The sequence below is a fragment of the Xenorhabdus santafensis genome, assembly GCF_033949405.1.
GTDB lineage: Bacteria > Pseudomonadota > Gammaproteobacteria > Enterobacterales > Enterobacteriaceae > Xenorhabdus > Xenorhabdus santafensis.
In genome coordinates this window covers 1-19,636 of sequence record NZ_VCDN01000075.1, presented here as the reverse complement: position 1 = coordinate 19,636, position 19,636 = coordinate 1, and the positions used below count along the sequence as shown (strand labels likewise).

13 protein-coding genes are annotated in these 19,636 nt (G+C 45.5%); all 13 read right to left on the bottom strand.

Annotation, left to right across the window (positions count from 1 at the left end; genetic code table 11):
- Positions 1 to 12 precede the first annotated feature (12 nt).
- Positions 13 to 1,290 carry a histidine--tRNA ligase gene (gene hisS / locus FE392_RS16440; protein WP_319931290.1) on the bottom strand — a complete coding sequence of 426 codons (1,278 nt, stop codon included), beginning with the start codon at positions 1,288 to 1,290 and terminating at the stop codon, positions 13 to 15.
- A gap of 187 nt (positions 1,291 to 1,477) precedes the next feature.
- On the bottom strand, positions 1,478 to 2,599 hold the full coding sequence (ispG, locus tag FE392_RS16435; RefSeq protein WP_319931289.1) for a flavodoxin-dependent (E)-4-hydroxy-3-methylbut-2-enyl-diphosphate synthase: 1,122 nt from the start codon (positions 2,597 to 2,599) through the stop codon (positions 1,478 to 1,480).
- A gap of 168 nt (positions 2,600 to 2,767) precedes the next feature.
- Positions 2,768 to 3,778 carry a cytoskeleton protein RodZ gene (gene rodZ, locus FE392_RS16430; protein ID WP_319931288.1) on the bottom strand — a complete coding sequence of 337 codons (1,011 nt, stop codon included), beginning with the start codon at positions 3,776 to 3,778 and terminating at the stop codon, positions 2,768 to 2,770.
- Positions 3,779 to 3,951: 173 nt separating this feature from the next.
- Positions 3,952 to 4,371 (bottom strand): fimbrial assembly protein, encoded by a 420-nt coding sequence (locus FE392_RS16425; RefSeq protein ID WP_319931287.1) that lies wholly within the window; start codon positions 4,369 to 4,371, stop codon positions 3,952 to 3,954.
- Between the two features lie 71 nt (positions 4,372 to 4,442).
- Positions 4,443 to 5,621 carry a dual-specificity RNA methyltransferase RlmN gene (gene rlmN / locus FE392_RS16420; RefSeq protein WP_319931286.1) on the bottom strand — a complete coding sequence of 393 codons (1,179 nt, stop codon included), beginning with the start codon at positions 5,619 to 5,621 and terminating at the stop codon, positions 4,443 to 4,445.
- Between the two features lie 277 nt (positions 5,622 to 5,898).
- Positions 5,899 to 6,327 (bottom strand): nucleoside-diphosphate kinase, encoded by a 429-nt coding sequence (gene ndk / locus FE392_RS16415; RefSeq protein ID WP_319931285.1) that lies wholly within the window; start codon positions 6,325 to 6,327, stop codon positions 5,899 to 5,901.
- 431 nt (positions 6,328 to 6,758) lie between these two features.
- Positions 6,759 to 9,152, bottom strand: a complete 2,394-nt coding sequence (gene pbpC / locus FE392_RS16410; RefSeq protein WP_319931284.1) for a peptidoglycan glycosyltransferase PbpC — start codon at positions 9,150 to 9,152, stop codon at positions 6,759 to 6,761.
- A gap of 79 nt (positions 9,153 to 9,231) precedes the next feature.
- Positions 9,232 to 14,313: an alpha-2-macroglobulin family protein gene (locus FE392_RS16405; protein WP_319931283.1), complete on the bottom strand. Its 5,082-nt coding sequence runs from the start codon at positions 14,311 to 14,313 to the stop codon at positions 9,232 to 9,234.
- 543 nt (positions 14,314 to 14,856) lie between these two features.
- Entirely contained in the window at positions 14,857 to 15,285 is a 429-nt protein-coding gene (locus FE392_RS16400; protein ID WP_319931282.1) for an enhanced serine sensitivity protein SseB C-terminal domain-containing protein, read from the bottom strand.
- Positions 15,286 to 15,510: 225 nt separating this feature from the next.
- Positions 15,511 to 16,806, bottom strand: coding sequence for an aminopeptidase PepB (pepB, locus tag FE392_RS16395; protein WP_319931281.1), 1,296 nt, complete (start codon positions 16,804 to 16,806; stop codon positions 15,511 to 15,513).
- Positions 16,807 to 17,001: 195 nt separating this feature from the next.
- Complete coding sequence (iscX, locus tag FE392_RS16390) at positions 17,002 to 17,196, bottom strand: Fe-S cluster assembly protein IscX (protein ID WP_319931280.1); 195 nt, start codon at positions 17,194 to 17,196, stop codon at positions 17,002 to 17,004.
- 14 nt (positions 17,197 to 17,210) lie between these two features.
- Positions 17,211 to 17,546 carry an ISC system 2Fe-2S type ferredoxin gene (gene fdx / locus FE392_RS16385; RefSeq protein ID WP_092507752.1) on the bottom strand — a complete coding sequence of 112 codons (336 nt, stop codon included), beginning with the start codon at positions 17,544 to 17,546 and terminating at the stop codon, positions 17,211 to 17,213.
- A 2-nt stretch (positions 17,547 to 17,548) separates the two neighbouring features.
- The gene (gene hscA, locus FE392_RS16380; RefSeq protein ID WP_319931279.1) at positions 17,549 to 19,396 is read right to left on the bottom strand and encodes a Fe-S protein assembly chaperone HscA; all 1,848 of its coding nucleotides are present in this window, start codon (positions 19,394 to 19,396) and stop codon (positions 17,549 to 17,551) included.
- Positions 19,397 to 19,636 lie beyond the last annotated feature (240 nt).

Here is a 19,636-nt window from a genome sequence, read left to right as displayed (position 1 = left end):
GAGTCTCTCTCCTTAGCCTAAAAGTTCGCTCAAACGCACTGCGATCGCTTGTTGTGACAACGTTTCTTGTTCACCGTTACGTAAATCTTTTACCGTGACATTGCCGGCCTTGATTTCATCTTCTCCAAGGATCAGGGCAACCTTAGCGCCATGCTTACCCGCACGTGCCAATTGTTTCTTAAAGTTGCCGCCGCCGTGGTTGGTCATCAGACGTAATTCTGGCAGTTGATCGCGAATTTTTTCTGCCAGTATCAATGCTGACTGCTGACTGCCTTCCCCAAAGGAAGAAAGATAAACATCTGCAACGCTCAAATCGGCAACAAAGTCAGGATTAACTTCCTGCACTAACAGAACCATACGTTCCATGCCCATTGCAAAACCCACAGCCGGTGTTGCCTTTCCACCCAGTTGTTCAACCAGACCATCATAACGCCCGCCGGCACAAACAGTTCCCTGTGCACCCAATGCGGTAGTTATCCATTCAAAAACAGTACGGTTGTAGTAATCAAGGCCACGCACCAGACGCTGATTAATGCGATATTTGATGCCCGCACTATCAAGAAGTTGGCACAAACCATCAAAGTGCTCTTTTGATTCGGCATCAAGATACTTGGACAGTTCCGGTGCATCATTAAGAAGTTGCTGAACTTCAGGATTTTTGGAATCGAGAACACGCAATGGGTTGGTATACATGCGGCGCAGGCAATCCTCATCCAGCTTATCTTTGTGCTGTTCAAGGAATGCCACGAGTGCTTCGCGATAATTTGCACGCGCTTCCAATGAACCAATGGAGTTCAATTCAAGCACAACGTGATCTGCAATACCCAATTCACGCCACCAACGGGCTGTCATTAAAATCAGCTCAGCATCAATATCCGGCCCTTGCAGACCAAAAACTTCCGCGCCTAACTGATGGAATTGACGGTAACGGCCTTTTTGTGGGCGCTCATAACGGTACATTTGCCCTAAATACCATAAACGCTGTTCCTGATTGTACAGCAGACCATGCTGGATACCCGCACGGACACAGCCTGCGGTATTTTCTGGGCGCAGGGTCAAACTTTCACCATTGCGATCGTCAAAGGTATACATTTCTTTTTCGACAACATCGGTGACTTCCCCAATGGCCCGTTTAAATAACGGGGTCTGCTCTACAATCGGTGTCCGAATTTCGCTGAAACCATAACCTGATAGCACTCGCTTCAGCGTAGATTCAATTCGTTGCCAGATAACAGTATCAGCAGGAAGACAATCGTTCATGCCACGAATAGCCGGAATATTTTTTGTCACGTTTTTATCTCTATTATTAATATTTCTATAATGGAATGGCATCGATTATAAAAGCGATTACTTGCAAGGTTCAATCAGCAAAAAATGATAGCTGGCTACCCCCACCTGAATATACCAAGATAAAAGGGTATGCCGGCACATAATTATTGGCGCCGGCATGATATCCATCACCTTTCAGGTGGCTTTGTTATTCCTCAACCTGATTGATGTTAATGCGATTATTGGCATCTAGGATAGCGGCCTTAGCCCGAATCCTCGCTTCAAGCTGGTCTATCATGTCTTTATTATCAAGACGATCTCTTTGACGAATGCCATCTTCATAAAACCCGCTTTTCGTTTTCGCACCTGTTACACCAAGTGTCGAAACTTCAGCTTCTCCCGGCCCATTAACAACACAGCCAATGATAGAAACATCCATCGGGGTGATTAAGTCTTCGAGACGCTGTTCAAGTGCATTGACTGTGCCAATGACATCAAATTCTTGGCGTGAACACGTTGGACAAGCAATAAAGTTAATGCCTCTGGAGCGAATTCGCAGCGCCTTCAAGATATCAAAACCAACTTTAACTTCTTCCACCGGATCTGCCGCCAAAGAGATACGCAACGTATCACCAATCCCTTCTGACAACAAAATGCCCAGGCCAATTGATGATTTCACAGCTCCCGCACGTGCACCACCCGCTTCGGTGATCCCCAGATGCAACGGCTGATCAATCTTCTGTGCCAGCAAACGGTAGGCACCTACTGCCAAGAACACATCCGATGCTTTAACACTGACCTTGAACTGTTCGAAATTAAGGCGATCCAAAATATCCACATGGCGCATTGCTGATTCAACTAATGCTTCCGGTGTAGGTTCACCATATTTTTCCTGTAAATCTTTTTCCAGTGACCCACCATTAACCCCAATGCGAATCGGAATATTATTGTGGCGAGCGCAATCCACAACCATGCGGATGCGTTCTTCGTTACCAATATTGCCGGGGTTAATGCGCAAGCAATCAACGCCATATTCTGCTACTTTCAATGCAATGCGATAATCAAAGTGAATATCAGCAACGAGCGGAACATTGACTTGCTGTTTGATGAGTTTGAATGCTTCTGCGGCATCCATGGTTGGAACTGAGACACGAACAATATCAACACCGACACGTTCCAGTGACCGAATCTGGTTGACGGTCGCCTCAACATCAGTTGTCCGTGTGTTAGTCATTGATTGAACCGCAATGGGAGCGCCATCCCCCACGGGTACTTTACCGACATAAATACGTGTTGATTTACGTCTTTTTATCGGTGATTCATTATGCATTTTTACATTACTCCCCTACATCCCTGTATTTTGTTTATAAAAATTACAACTATGCTGTGGTGAATAATACACGCTATGCTCAATAATACACACAGGCGAACATGAATTATTATTCAATGTTCGCCTAAGTCTTTAACATGATAAATTCGCCAAAAGTCATTAATGAGTTTATTTCAATGTCAGTCTGGCCGCCGTACCTTTTTTAACAAAAGCACCGAGATCCACTGGTTTCCCCTGGAACTGGACTTTAGCCCAGACAGGTGCACCAATTACCAATGAATAAGACTGTTCACCAGAAAACGTCAGGCTGTCACCTTTGTTTTTTGTTCCGTTGAATAATGTCTTGCCTTTGGCATTTTTGATTTCGACCCAACATCTTCCACTGAAAGTCATGACTAACTCATTGTTAGTTGCCACTTCAATATTATTTACTTCTGCTGCCGCAGTACTCACTGCTGAATTTGCTGTACCGGCATTAGATATACCAGCATCAGCCGTGTTTGCATTAGTGACAGATGCGTTATTTTCTGAAACAGCATGGGTTGTAGACGGAGTAGCTGGCTGTGGTGCTGTTTTTGATTCGCCAGAAGCCGTGGCAGGCGTTCCGGTATTGGTTTGTGCTGAAGACGATTTATTCTGGGAAGCCTCTGCAGGCTGACCTTCTTTAGCAGGTGCAGATGAAGTCTCCGCTGCCGCTGATGAATCATTTTCAGCATTTTGAACCTGAGCACTGGATTGCTCAGCCATCGACGTGAATTCGTTTTGCTGCTCTTTATGGTTCTGCCACCACCAAAGCACAGTCATGCCCAATAGTAGTATGATGACAAACCAAGTTATCTTCATTAACCAACCATCACGTTTCTTGCGCTTTTTCCCTGCTGAAAAACTTTGCATTTGGGAAACCTTGACGCTCTTGGCTGGCATTTGTTTGTCCAAGACACTCAAAATTTCAGCTTCCGGCACCTGAACAAGTTTTGCATAAGCGCGGATATATCCACGAAAGAATGTCGGCGTAATATTTGACGGGATATGATCTTCTTCAATATCACGAACAGTGGACAGTTTCAGACACAAGCGATCTGCCACATTTTGCTGAGAAAGCTCAAGTTTTTCACGAGCTTGGCACAGAATCTGACCTGTTGTCAGATTGGCTTCTTCTGGGTAAGTTTCAGTCTTCATTAGCTAAGGACACTGGTACTGTTCAGGGTTAAAGAATTTACGCAAATCAAATAGAGCATGTAATTTAACTTACGTAGCGAAATAATTTCATACTATCTATGTCTATTACAGAAAACTATGTTTATTACAGAAAATTATGTTGATTACAGAAAATTGATGTTTATTACAGAAGATCACCCAGCGCAGCGGTAATCATTTATGCTGCTTTTCGCACTTCCGATGATCAATTTTTTCGCTTCTGTATACTGCTTTTGTTCACACAGAAAAATATAGTAATGATGCACTACAGTATCATTTCCTGCCGCATACTGCATGGCTGTTCTGTAATGTTGCCCTGCAGTTTCTGGCCGCCCTGCATACTGTTCATGCAAAGCCATGCCTAAATGAGCCTCTGGGTGACGCGGCTCCGCCTGCAAAACCTTTTGAAAGTGATAATTGGCGGCCGATAAATTTCGTTCTGCCAAATAAGCCTTCCCTAGCCGTAATCGTGTATCTACTGCAATAACCTGCTGGCCGTGGCGTGCAGAGTGTTCCGCACAACCAGTTAACAGGCTAAAACAAACTATAGACCAAATTATTGATTTCCGTATCATACCATTCTCATTTATAAGAATATGTCAAACTTAAACAGATTTTTAGCCATTAATCGAGATTAAACAAAAAATTAGATTGTTTTTATCTGAATGGTTTCACCTGCCATGCGTTTTTTCAGTGTCCGTTTGGTTCTATCAATGACATCGCCCGCAAGTTGCCCACACGCAGCATCTATGTCATCCCCCCGCGTTTTACGCACGATGGTTGTGAAGCCATACCCCATCAATACTTTGGAAAAACGATCGATTCGGCTATTGGAACTGCGACCATAAGGTGCGCCGGGGAACGGGTTCCAAGGGATCAGGTTGATCTTGCTTGGGGTATCTTTCAGGCACTCAGCCAATTGGTGGGCCTGTTCAACGCTATCGTTGACGTGATCAAGCATGACATATTCCACCGTAACACGCCCTTGGTTTGCATTGGACTTCGTCAAATAACGGCGAACGCCTGCCAGGAATTCTTCGATGTTGTACTTCCGGTTAATCGGCACGATTTCGTCACGGACATCATCAGTAGGTGCATGCAAAGAAATAGCGAGAGCCACGTCAATCATGTCGCCCAACTTATCCAGCGCCGGCACTACTCCGGATGTTGATAAGGTCACGCGGCGTTTTGACAGGCCGAAACCAAAATCATCCATCATGATTTCCATTGCCGGCACAACGTTATTCAAATTCAGCAATGGCTCTCCCATTCCCATCATGACGACGTTGGTAATAGGCCGGCGACCACTGGATTTCAGTGAGCCTATGATCTTGGCAGCACGCCAAACCTGACCGATGATTTCAGATACCCGCAAATTGCGGTTAAAGCCCTGTTGGGCAGTGGAACAGAATTTACACTCTAAAGCACATCCCACCTGAGATGAAACACACAGTGTCGCGCGGTCATCTTCCGGGATATAAACCGTTTCAACCTGTTGATCGCCAACAGTAATCGCCCATTTGATGGTGCCATCGGCGGAGCGTTGTTCCTCAGCGACTTCCGGTGCTTTGATTTCAGCGACTTGCTGTAATTTTGCTCTGAGCACTTTATTGATATCTGTCATCTGCTCAAAATCGTCATAGCAATAATGGTACATCCATTTCATGACCTGATCGGCACGAAAAGGCTTTTCTCCCATATCGGCAAAAAACTGACGCATTTGTTTACGGTTAAGATCAAGTAAGTTGATTTTACCGTTTTTCTTTTCAGGTGTGACAGATACAGCGGAAGTTGAAGATGGTACGGTTTCGTTAAGTTGGGACATTTTTTACATCGCCTCGTTGTTACACTTTCGGCTCTGTGCTGGTTTTATTTCAGCACTAAGTTTCATGCGGTGACTGCCTGTTCAATGTTTATTAAATTCCCACGCTATCAAATTTCAGTAATAGAAAACTTCGCTAGTTAATAGCAAATTTCGGTGACATCAAATGAATTTTGGGAATAAACATCGAAATAAAATAATAAACGCCCCACTAATTTAATTTAGTGGGGCGCAACATTGTACAAACTTTACTGTTTAGATGCTACGAGTAACTGAAAGATTAGTAGCGAGGGAAAATCTCATCATCACTGAAAAAGTAAGCAATTTCGCGATTTGCAGATTCAATAGAATCTGAACCGTGAACCGCATTTTCAGTAAAGCTGTCTGCGTAATCTGCACGCAGAGTGCCGGCAAGTGCGTTATCTGGGTTGGTTGCACCCATCAGGTCACGATGACGCTGAACCGCATTTTCACCTTCCAGAACCTGTACTGTAATTGGCCCAGAGGTCATGAATTCTACCAAACCATCAAAGAAAGGACGGCCTTTGTGTTCAGCGTAGAAACCTTCCGCTTGTTCGCGGGTCAAATGCAGCATTTTGGCTGCAATAATTTTAAACCCAGCGCTTTCAAAACGGGCATAGATAGAACCGATAGCGTCTTTCTTTACTGCGTTAGGCTTGATAATGGAAAAAGTACGTTCAATTGTCATTCGATAACCTCTTTGGCACTTTCAGCGATAATTCATTTTAATAGTCATGCCCCCAGAGAAAACTGAGGCGCAAATTTACCCTGCATCTGGCAGGAATAAAAATAGGCGTTGATTATAGGAGGAGAATTTCTGCTTTCCCACAAAAAACACAACATTTTATTAAAACTTTCTTATCGAAAATTATAATTTTTTAGCATAAATCACATTTTCTTGTGGTTACATCTGGCGAGTTAAACGCATTTACTGATAATCAGCCTTAATTTTGTATAAAACACCTTTACTGTAGCTTCATGCTTTTTGCACGGTTTATTCTATAAAATAAAGCCTATGCAGGCGAATGGTTCCCGCATAGGCTTTCTGATCAAGATCATTGAATTGACTGTTAAAGTTGCTGTCTTTCAAGTTGTCTTATTTCAATGACAGAGAAAAAATTACTGCAATACAAAATTGATTGCGCTGATCTGCCCACCTAAATCCAGCACACTGAGCTGATATTTGCCTGACCGCGACAGTGTGTGGCTCCATGTTTGGTTATTCTCGGTTACAGCAACCTGTTCACCATTCAAAAACCACCATTGCCGGCCACTTCCTCCTTGCGTTGAAATACTTAAATCCAATACCTTTTTGCCCGGAATACGCCTCAATATGTCGCCATCACGGATCCCAACAATCAATAATGGTGCTTCATCCTTTTTCATTGGCGGACACTGTGGGTTGATCGGTGGCAAACGATTTGCCCGTCGCTCCTTGGCGGGTAACCATGCTTCCAATGCAATTGGCCACAGGCTTATCGTCTCAGGCTTGGCATCAAGACAATCAGCTGCAACACGCAGGCCTTTTTTATCCACCCATATCTGTTCATTGATCCCTGATATTCCTTCTTGGTCACTGGCCGATAATGTCGGAGGGATGGTATTGTCCAAAATCCAGCTCAATCGGCGCTGCCGGCAATTATTATTTTCCCAGTATCCATTTTCCTGAACCTGTTTTTCTTGGAGCCATTTTTCCCGAAAAATGCTTTCTTGAGATAAAATAGTCCCACTTGGCCAACAAATTGTTGCCTGACTGACACTCGCTGGTCGTGGATCAACAGGAATGCGCATTGAGCCATTGTGTAAATGATCCATTAACAACCCGTTGATCTGATTCATAATGGGGATCGCCGTGGCATAACCAAATTGCCCAACGACGGGGGTGCCATCAGGCCTGCCAACCCAGACCCCTATGGTATAACGCGCATTCACGCCAATCGCCCATGCATCACGATAGCCGTAACTTGTGCCTGTTTTCCACGCCAAAGGCACTTCAGCGGGCAAAGAGCTGTCAGGTTGAGGCCGTCCCTCTCCTGCCATAATCCGCCTGACTATCCAAGCAGCGCCAGCAGAAAACAGTTGCCTGTCCCGTATTTTTTGCTGTGGCATAAAACGCAGCGGAGACATTTTTCCTTGGCGGGCGAAGGCGCTATAAGCTGCCACTAATTCATCCATGCGGGCAGCAGTCCCGCCTAAAATAAGGGCTAAATTCGGCTCACTGCCAAGCGGGAAACGCAATGTCATGCCTGCGTTGCGCAATTTGGCCGTAAATCGCTTGGAGCCATAGGCTTCAAGTAGCTGTACTGCCGGCAAATTCAATGATCTCACCAACGCTTCGCTGGCACTGACTGGCCCATTAAAGCCACTGTCAAAGTTTCCCGGCCTATAATCACTGAAACGACGAGGAACATCCTGCAATAAAGATTCCCCGTGGATCAGGCCATCATCCAATGCCATTGCATACAAAAATGGCTTCAATGTAGAACCCGGCGAGCGCCAGGCACTTATCATATCGACATGTCCAAAACGACCCGAGTCTTGAATGTCCGCTGACCCAATATACGCTTTGACAGACATATCTGTGTGATCGACAACCAGTACCCCAATTGAAGTTTTAGCAGCCAATTGGTATTTCCAGTTGAGAACCATATCTTCCAATTGACGCTGCAAACCAGTATCAATTGTTGTCTGGATCACTTCCTGCTGGTTTTCATTTACCATTCTCCTCGCCAGTAATGGGGCCAGATGAGGCACCTGCCGCGGAGCCAGCCATATATTTTCTTCTTTGATATCAGCCACTTTTTGAGCTGACCAGACATGATATTGTTCCAATCGCTGCAATACCTTGTCACGGGCTGCCTGAGCCCGTTCAGGATAGCGATCTGGGCGCAATCTGCTGGGTGCCTGTGGCAATACCGCCAATAATGCAGCTTCACCGGATGAAAGTTCAGATGGTGACTTTCCCAGATAAGACCAACTGGCGGCACCAATGCCTTGTAGTGTGCCGCCAAATGGCGCACGGTTCAGGTACATTTCCAAAATTTCATCTTTTGAATAATGCCATTCCAACTGCAAAGTGCGCCAAATTTGTTTGAATTTTCCTGCAAAAGTACGTGGATGTGGATCAATCAATCTGGCAACTTGCATAGAAATAGTACTGCCGCCAGAGACTATTTTCCCTGCGCGAATATCCTGCCATGCAGCCCTTAGCAGAGAAGCCGGGTTAATGCCGGGATGCTTGTAAAACCAACGATCTTCATAAGTCAGCAACGCCTGAATATATTCCGGCGAAACTTGATGTAAGGTAACGGGATAACGCCAGATTCCCTCACTGTCAGCAAAACGCCACAATGGCGAACCATCAGCGCCGACCACGACCCGGGCCATTTTGATGTTATGTGCCGGCAACGGCCATATTTTATCTGCCAGCCACATTACGATGGGGATCACCAGAAAAATAGCCAGAGTAGTTATCAGAACATGCCGATAAATGCGGGAGAATAATCTTCTCATTACAGCGGTACCTGAAAAAAGACGGTGGCCCCTAGCTTAACTTCCTGCCTTAGCTTCGAGTGATAGGGGCCGGGAGTAATTACCGGACTACTTCCAGTTTTGAGTGAGTTGAACCTACTGCACGCCAATATGGAACATACATGGATTCAACCTGTGGCGCAGGTATTTGATAAATTCCCGGTGCAACAGCGCGGGCCAAATAAAGCAGTGTGACTGATTTATAAGCAGGAACGGCCACAGCTGCGACAAAGCGATCATCGCGATACTCAATGTGCCGGATGTTTTCTCTTTGCATCTCTTCAATAAAAGATTGCAGTCCTGATGCACTCTCGCCTAGGCTTGCGCTGCTATTTGCCAGATTTTGGTTTTCAATTTCCAATCCCGCAGGAAGTAAATCAACCACCAAAGCATCAGGCACCGTTTGAGTCGCTTTAACTTCCAATTTCACAACTACCATTTCGCCACTTCTCATACGCTCGAGATAAATTGGCTTGCCTTCTAAATCGAGGTAAGTGCGCTTAATGTCCAGAACATTTGAATAAGGAGCTGGCGTGTTCAACGGATAACCCACGACGTTCAGGCGTGAATACAGCGTACTGTCACCCCGGTTGCTGATATTCACACCTTGCAAGAGTTGTTCCGCCGTTAGTGTGTCCGTTAACGCCCTATCATAGTTAAGCGGTGGCATTTGCTGATTAATCGCAGCTTTCCAAGGTTGTTCAGATTCGTTGATGAAATAGCGCCCTGCCAGATAAAGTGCATTACTTTCTTGAGTTGAGAAATAATGACGAGTTATCAATTCATTGGATAAATCGAGTAATTTATCATCTCGTTCTTTTGGCAACATATTGTGTTCTGCCAGCAAAGAAACAATCTGGGCATCATCGCGAATAATACTGCCATAGTCACCCAAGCTATAATCTGATTTACGTGATTTATGCACCCCTAACTCAACCGCTTTATCACCACGGGTATTATCTCCCATGATTTTCAGTGCAATACCTAATTGAACCAAAGGCAAACCACTTCCGGCCATATCCCTGCGTTCATAAAGTTGTCTTAACCCACTCAGCGGCGCTTTTCGTTGATTCGCCAAAACCAATCCCGCATAAGCCTGCACAGCAAATTGTGTCGCAGAAAGTGAGCGACTGTAACGGGCATCGATAATACTCTTGTCCTGCAAATAGCGTAATAAACGATTATTGGCAGCTTTCAGGGCATCAGTTGGGACGCTGTAACCCTGCTGGGTTGCACGATACAGAAAATCCGTCGCATAAGCGGTCAACCAGAATTCTTCACTGCCATTGCTATCCCATAATGAGAAACTTCCGTTATGGCGCTGCATACTCAGTAAATGAGTGATCCCTTTATCAATAGCAGCCCGGCGTGCCTCATCACTTTGTGTTTTGATACCCAGTTTTTTCAATTCAGCTTCATTGGAGTAAAGTGATGGGTAAAGCCCGCTGATTGTCTGTTCCAGACAGCCATAGGGATAAGCGAACAATTCACGGATGTAACGCGCTATTTGCAATGGTGGCCTGCTGGTCAGCAATAGTTGCCCTTCCACAGTTTCCGGGGCCAGATCAGAAATGGCTGCTGGTGATAACTGCCAATCCTGCCCTTGATGGAGCACATTCGCAAATTGCAGCGTTTTGGCTGGATGAGCTGGGCGAACGCCTATTTTCCAGCTATTTTTGTACTGCGTTAAATTTTCATCAGGTAAATTCAGCCCATTGATTGTCAAAAATACTTCACCTTGCCCAAACCCGTTGGTTGCTTTGACAGGAATTTGGATGGTGGTTCGCTTTCCTTTTTCCAGCATGAGCTTCTTGCTTGTAACACCTTGCAGTTTAACCAGACCTTCCGCTGCAAAATCCAGTGTCAGTACTTGAGGTTGTTCAGTCAAATTGGTGAGATCCAATGACAGCTGGGATTGATCCCCGCCCGCCATAAAGCGAGGCAATGACATTTGAGTAATAACCGGTGCTGCAACGATGACTTTGCGTTCACTATGACCAAACTCATTATCACTCCAAGTTTGTGCCATTAACCTGAGTTCCCCGTTGAAATCCGGGATTGGCAGGGTAATTTCACCTTCACCGTTCGCATTCAGTGTGACGGGCTTGGCTTGTTCGGCAATGATTTTGACTTCCGTCAATGGCTTTTTGCCGCCCCGTTCGAATGAGCTGTCATCGCCATCTCCCCCAAAACGCAGGTTTGCCTGACGGCCTTCCGCTTCAATCAAGTGACCATACACATCATATTGATCAACTCCGTAGCGTTTGCGGCCAAAAAAGGCTTCATAAGGATCTGGGGTTTTAAAGTCAGTGATATTCAATACACCGGTATCTACCGCTGAGAGCAAGACGTAGACCTGTTTTGGCAACGGGTTTCCTTGCTGGGGTGTGGCCTTAATCTTGACTTTGAGGTCTTGGTTTGGGCGTATCCGGTCAGGTGCATCCAAGGCAATATTCAGTTTACGACCTTCATCCATCAGGGGCAGATGCAGTACACCTATCGCCCGTTTAGGCGTTGCATGGCGGGATTTGTCACCGGGACGGACAACAACGGCTGTGAGGTACAAATCATGGCGAGCCCACATTCTATCAATTGGAACGTCAATATTCAGCCCTTTTGCGGGTACGTCAATTTCCTGCCACCATAATGGGCCGTCACTCGATTCCACCAACAGATAACCTTTTCCTTCCTGTGGCGCAAGCATGTGCAACTTCACTTTATCACCCGGCTTATAAGCAGGTTTATCCAAAGACAATTTAACCTGATCCGGGCGTACTGCTCCTGTGCCCCCAGTATTATCCTGCCATGAATAGCCAGCCCAGAAGTTCAGACTGGTAACAAGCTGGTTTTGTGGATTCACAATTTCAATACGATATGAACCCCACTCGACAGGGAAACTGATTTTAGCTGTACCGTTTTTTGCTATCTGGACATGTTCATCTTCCATGAGCAGATCTTTTTGGTCATAACCCGATTGCCAACCGTTATTGCTCGACCAACGCCAGTAATAATCACGACGCTCGTAGATCAAACGCGCCCTTAAGTCTGGGGCGGCGTATTTGTTCCCTTTGGCATCCGCATAAACTATTTCAAATTCTGCCAGCGAGTTGTCATCCACGTTATAGCGGTTTTCATCACGACCAGTACGATAGTCGTAGATCGTTTTTTTATTGAAAAGTGGCCGTATGCCAACTAACAAATCCGCCGGCCAGATTGCCTGTTCAGTGCGGCGTGTCACTGGGCGCCCTCCCGATTCAAGCAGGCTGGCTTGCATAATGACTTTTACCGGAGAGGCAACAGATTTCCAATTCTCTTCACTGGCCGAAAGCGTTGCTTTTCCTTCGCTGTTCAGGGTAATGTCAAACTCATCCAGTGTTCGGTTCAAATCTGTTTCTTTTACCGAGCCAAATTCGTATCCCGGTAGTTTTGCTACTGCGTCACGGGCAGAACGCAGGAATAATTGCCCTTGCAGGCGGTTATCAGCAGCAGGTGCCCCGTACAGGTAGCGGCCCGTTACATCAAATTCTACTGCTTTGCCTTTCAATATAGGTTGGTTATCACTATTGCCAGTTATTTCCAACGCCATGCGTTCAGGCATGAAATCTTCAACGTTAAATTTATAATAGCGAGGCGTTTTATCACCTAAGTCAAATCGCAGTGACCACATGCCAGTTTCAGCTTCCCGAGGAATTGGATAGCGATATTGGTAAAGGCCATTTTCAGCTTGCCAAACAAAACTGCGAACAATTTGGTTGTCTGCTTTTAATATATCTACTTTGACGGGTTGTGGTTTGAGCGGGCGGCCATCAGCATCACGCAATAACCCGTTGATAATCAATGTTTCGCCGGGCCGATACAGATCCCTTGGGCCAAAGGCAAAAAATTGTTTGCTGTACCCTTGCGGGCCACCAATATCAAATTCAGAAAGATCCAACGCCGGAGTATTCAAGTCAATTATGCTGGTGCTGCCATTTTCGGTAGCCAGCAATAGTTTTGCTTCATTGGTTTTATCGAGCGAAGCATGCCCGTTACTGTCAGTTGTCGTTTTTGCCAGAAGTTGCCCTTTTGCATCCAGCAGGCGGATTTCAACATTTTTCAGGCTGGAACCTTGGGCCAATGATTGAGTAAATATATCGACCCTGTCCAGATAACTGTGCATGGAAACACCAATATCACTTAGTGTGAACAGAGTAGCTGGATTATTGTAGCTATATTTCCCGGCTTGCTGCATTACTGCCAGATAAACACCCTCTTTTTGCAGCTCTTTGATATTTTTAAGTGGGAGCAGTATTTTTTCACGGGTATTTGCGGTGGGATTGAGATCAAAGCGCCCGGTGTAAACTAACTCAGCGCCTTTCAGCAATTCACCAGAATCCCAATATTCCAAGTTATTGCGGTATTGCCAATTGGCAATGAATGAAGGTAATGACTGCTCTTTGATCCGGAAAAAGTTGACATCTACACGATCAACATTGAGTGCTAGTACCGGCAGCCCTTCAGCAACTTTACTGGGCAATAATAAACCTTTGCTGGTAAAACCAACCGTCGGTGTAATAGAGGCTGTATTAATTGTTTTCTCATAGGTATCCGCCAATTGGCGTTCATTTACGCCTTTTACGCCCTTATCAATTGTTAAACGCAATTCACGTGCCGGAGGTAAGTGACGCAACCTGAGCTCTTTTTGGTTATTGGAGAGTTCCCATGCACCATCCAATGTCCCTGATTTCACATCAACAAGATGGACTTTTTGTGAAAAATCTTGGTTGGGATCTAAAGGAATGGAAAAAGTAACCACCATTGCGCTGGCCCCATCCAACTGCAATTCAGAGGCATCCAAAATAGTGACGTTTTTGCCTGCATAACGCTGCGTTGATGTCTGAGATGCCCGTTTTTCAATATCCGGCGAAGTTAATTGTGCAGCAGATGTTTCTGGCTCTTCCCGGTCAATCTGCTGATTAGCTTGGGGCTGGGTAATATTTGTTTTTTTGGTATTTTCTGATTGGCCGCTTTCTGTTTTAGTTTTATCTGTATTCGCAGCTTGATCGCACCCAGACAGCACGAAGAGTGAAAATAGCGAAGCAAGCATTACCGCAAGGTATCGTTTTCTCCTTGCTGTTTTTTGCCAAAATTGACATTGATACATAACCATAACCCTTATTATTTGCAGGACAATTAGAAATATTATTTTTTATGGATATTCAGATGATGCCGGAACTTAGATATATACCCAATGAATTTCAAGTTGCATCGCGGCGGCAAAGGAATAAATTCCCAGAAGCACAGTTAACCGCATGTTTATAAAAACGGTGACCGGGATGAATGAGCGCAGCCAACAAAGAGGCGACTTGAAAGGCGAAGGGGATACCTAAAGGAAAGAGAACGCTTTCTTTACCCTTCCTTTGCCATGCCGTCCTATAATCCATTATTGTGACTTATGATACTTGTTATCATGCGCAATCAAAGCGCAGAAAAAATAACGGAATTTTCCCTCGGAATAAAATTTACCCGGCACTTTTGCCCTATATTTTTTCCATTCTTCGATAGCTCTCGCATTTATTGGAAAAATTCGAGGATTTTTTCATTGCTATCAAATTGCACTAAATTGCAACAAGCTATAGGGCAAAAGCTAATCCCGCACATTTTTGCACTGGCATGCCTTCTTGCGGCTGGTATTAGGAGCAGGAATTTATTGATTGATGACAGGAATAGTTTCTCGCAGCCAACTGCCTAATTTTCTCTGGTAGAAAGGTTGGGTATGCTGAATCAAATAGTGGCTGATCCCTCCTTCTTCTTCGTCAAGCAGGCAAAAATCAACGAAATCATCTTCATCAAGATATTCACAGGTCAAATTGCCGGCCTCTTGAATTATCATGTCTATTTCAGATTCCAGCGGAGAATCACTGAGTTCCAGACCAATTAACAGATTGGGTTTTTCATCTGTATTTTTATCATGGAACATAGTCATAAAAGCCCGTCGGATGGGTTTATGTTGCTTGAATAAATCAATCAAGGCTTCGATAAGTTGGGCGGGTTGTTCCTCTGGCTGGCTGAGGGTAATACGACTTCCACTGGGAACCATTATTTCGGTGGCAACAGACCCATTTGACAAACTCATGAAAATCTCCGAACCATGTTGTTTGAACTGATATTGTTTAATCTACGGTTGTTTAAACTAAGGTGAAACGCAAAATCCAGCATACCGTTAATTGAATTGCGGTGTCGTTAAATTCGGTATAGCTAATTCGGCATAACCACTCATATTGGAAAGCTCAATGATAGCCTCCCACCAGAGAGGCTATCAAGCAAGGTCACTTGAAGGTAGGGTTGTTTATTTTACCTTCTATTTTACCTTAGCCAGCAACAAATTGGCGATCGTACGTACACCACGTCCCGTTGCACCCGCAGCCCACTGTTCAACGGCTGATTTACGGTAGGTTGCTGAGCAGTCGATATGTATCCAGCCTTTTTTGTAGTTCTCTACGAAGTGAGACAAGAATGCCGCTGCTGTGCTTGCTCCCGCTGTATGTGCAGGTGATGCAATGTTGTTTAATTCCGCAAAGTTAGAAGGTAATTGACTGCGATGGAATTCAGCCAGCGGTAAACGCCAGAACAATTCATTTTCAGTGTCAGCCGCTGCCAGTAAATCTTGCGCCAATTGATCATCAAAACTGAGTACGGCGTGGTAATCATTGCCAACCGCTATTTTGGCTGCGCCGGTCAAGGTTGCAGCATCAATGATTAACGGTGCTTTTTCCGCGCTGGCGTCAATCAGGCCATCAGCCAATACCAGACGCCCTTCTGCGTCAGTATTCATGACTTCAACGGTTTTGCCGTTACGGTAACGAATAATGTCACCCAATTTGAACGCATTGCCACTGATCATATTATCTGCAATGCACAGGAACAGTTTTACACGATGTTGTAAGCCACGGCTGATTGCCAAGGCCAATGCTCCTGTTAATGTTGCCGAGCCACCCATGTCTGATTTCATTGAATCCATGGGTGCGGAAGGCTTAATGCTGTATCCACCGGTGTCGAAGGTAATACCTTTACCAACCAAGCAAGCGGAAACCGGCGCTTTTTTATCTTTTGTCGGGTTAAAATCCAATGCAAGGAAAACCGGTTCACGGGCAGAGCCACGGCCAACAGTATGTACACCTGAATAACCCTGTTCACGTAATGCATCGCCTTTAATGATGCTATAACTCACAGCATCACCAGCTACGCCGGTCAGTAAATCAATTGCTCGCTGGGCAAGATGCTCTGGCCCCAAATCTTCAGCCGGGAGATTGATGGTATCACGGACCCAATCAATGAATTTAATTCTGCTTTCCAGCTCCTGCTTTTCCTGAGCCGGCAGTTGCGGCCATTCGATAGTACGTAATCCCTTGGGAGAACGGAAACCTGACCAGAATGCCCAACTTTTTTCCAAATCCCAATCATCACCGACTAAAGCAACGCTGCGAATTCCTTGGCTGTCAATTTTGCGCCCTGCGCGCTGGATGGCCCCCAGTTTCCCATTCCCTTCCAGATGGATGGTGATCCCCTGCTCGCCCGAACTAATTAATGCTTTTTCGCCCCAGCAAGCGTTAGCCAATTCATAAGACAGTGTTATTGGCATGATTTGTTTTGTCATTTTATCTCACTTCTTATTGTTCACTGCGTCACATCAATCTTTGTGCTACATGGATATAGATCGCTGCTTCACAGAAGGATTGATTAATATAAAAAAACTGGCGATTGCCAGTTTTCCATTGCATTAAGACTATGCCAAATTTTTAAGCAAGAATCAGTGAATTGGCGCTATTTTTTGTTTTAAACAAATTTTGCGCTATTCGTACTCATCCAGCCATACCATCAAAATGGCTTCCAGTATTTTTTCGTTAGATTTTTGTGGATCATCGTCAAAATCTTCCAATTCACAAATCCATTCATGCATATCGGTAAAACGCACTGTTTTTGGATCCAAATCTGGAAATTTATCATACAGCGCTTCGCCAATATCCCGGCTGTCAGACCATTTCATGTCCTATTCTCCTGTCAGTGCTCACGTGCATGGTTAATGGTGTATTTAGGGATTTCAACCACTAAATCCTCATCGGTAACTTTAGCCTGACAGCTCAAGCGGCTTTCAGGTTCCAGTCCCCATGCTTTGTCCAGCATGTCATCTTCCAGTTCAGAACTTTCATCCAGTGAGTCAAACCCTTCTCTGATGATGCAATGGCAAGTGGTGCATGCACAGGATTTTTCACAGGCATGTTCAATTTCAATACCGTTACGCAATGCAACGTCCAGAATTGACTCTCCTTCTTGAGCGTCTAAAACAGCACCTTCAGGGCAAAGTTCATTGTGAGGTAAAAATACAATTTTAGGCATAATTAAATCTCATCCACAGAGTGACCCGCCAAAGCCCGGCGGATTGATGTATCCATACGGCGCGCGGCAAATTCCTGCGTTTGCTTGTCCAATTGTTTAATTGCACTTTCAATCGCATCAGGAGAACTCCCCTGAGCACATTCAATTAATACTTCTACAGCTTCGTCAATGGCGGAACGTTCTTCTTCGCTCAGTAAGTCAGCATCTTTTTCCAGCGCGCTCGTTAAACTTTCTAAAACTCGGGCTGCTTCTACTTTTTGTTCTGCCAGTTTACGTGCCTGAATGTCTTCCTGCGCATTGGTCATAGAATCTTTGAGCATGCGCGCAATTTCTTCATCAGATAAGCCGTAGGAAGGTTTCACCTGAATGGAAGATTCAACACCCGTGGATTTTTCCAGCGCACTGACACTCAGCAGGCCATCGGCATCTACCTGAAAGGTCACACGAATGTGCGCACCACCTGCTGGCAAGGCCGGGATACCACGCAGCGTAAAGCGAGCCAGAGAACGGCAATCAGTGACCAGCTCTCTTTCCCCCTGCACCACATGGATACTCATCGCGCTTTGACCATCTTTGAAAGTGGTGAATTCTTGCGCCCTTGCAACAGGGATTGTGGTATTGCGTGGAATGACTTTCTCAACCAGCCCACCCATCGTTTCTAAACCAAGGGAAAGTGGAATGACATCCAATAACAGCATTTCACTGTCAGGTTTATTGCCTACCAGAATATCGGCTTGAATTGCGGCACCCACCGCCACGACTTTGTCGGGATCAATGGAGGTTAATGGTGTCCGATCAAAAAAACCGCCTACGGTGCTGCGTACCAGTGGCACGCGCGTTGAGCCGCCAACCATGACAACCTGCAAAACTTCATCAGCCGTGACACCCGCATCTTTCAGCGCCCGGCGGCAAGAAAGTAATGTGCGTTTTATCAGTGGAGTTATAAGTTCATTGAATTCAGTGCGAGTAATATGACCTTGCCAGCCGGCAATATTGATTTCAGCGCTGTCCGCTTCACTTAAGGTAATTTTGGTTGCAGTGGCAATGTCCAGCAATTGCCGCTGAAACCCGTGGTCATTATCCGTAATTCCCGCTTGTTCACGGATCCAATTTGCCAACAATAAATCAAAATCGTCGCCACCCAGCGCGGTATCACCGCCAGTGGCCAATACTTCAAATACACCCCGGCTCAGGCGAAGAATCGAAACATCGAATGTGCCACCACCGAGATCATAAACCGCGATAACGCCTTCCTGACCAGAATCAAGACCATAGGCAATCGCGGCTGCCGTAGGTTCATTCAAAAGACGCAGGACATGCAAGCCAGCCAAGCGAGCCGCATCTTTGGTTCCTTGGCGCTGTGCATCATCAAAATAAGCAGGGACTGTTATTACAACACCGTCAAGTTTGCCTTCCAGAGTCTCTTCTGCCCGTTGAGCCAACGATTTCAATATGTCAGCAGAAACCTGAATCGGATCGACCAAACCTGAAGCTGTCATGATCAATGGCAAGCCATTTTCACTTGCCTGAAGCTGATAGGGTAAATTCGGGTAACGCTGCTGAATATCGGCCAAAGAGCGCCCCATCATCCGTTTGACTGAACTCACGGTATTAACGGGATCAGACGCCGCTTGCTGACGTGCCGACCAACCAACCTGAATATCATCTTTACGATACTGTACAACGGAAGGAAGCAAATGACGGTTTTCACTATCCGCCAACGTTTCAGCCTGACCACTGCGGACAGTTGCAACCAGAGAGTGGGTTGTACCCAGATCAATCCCCGCAGCCAGACGGCGCTGGTGTGGTGCGGCAGATAAACCCGGTTCGCTGATTTGTAATAAAGCCATGTGTGCCCCTTTAAATCTATTCAGCCGACATTTATTCAACTGAAATTCATCCAGCCAAAAGCTATTTCAATTTATACCCTTCGTCTTTCAAGTTGCCTCTTTGTTGGCTGCGCTCATTCACCCCGGTCACATAGTTATCTATGCTCCCGGAGATGAATTCCCTTGCCGCCGCGATGCAACTTGAAATTCATTGCGTATATAACCAATTATTTTCAAATTGCTTCGCAGCGGTACACTTTG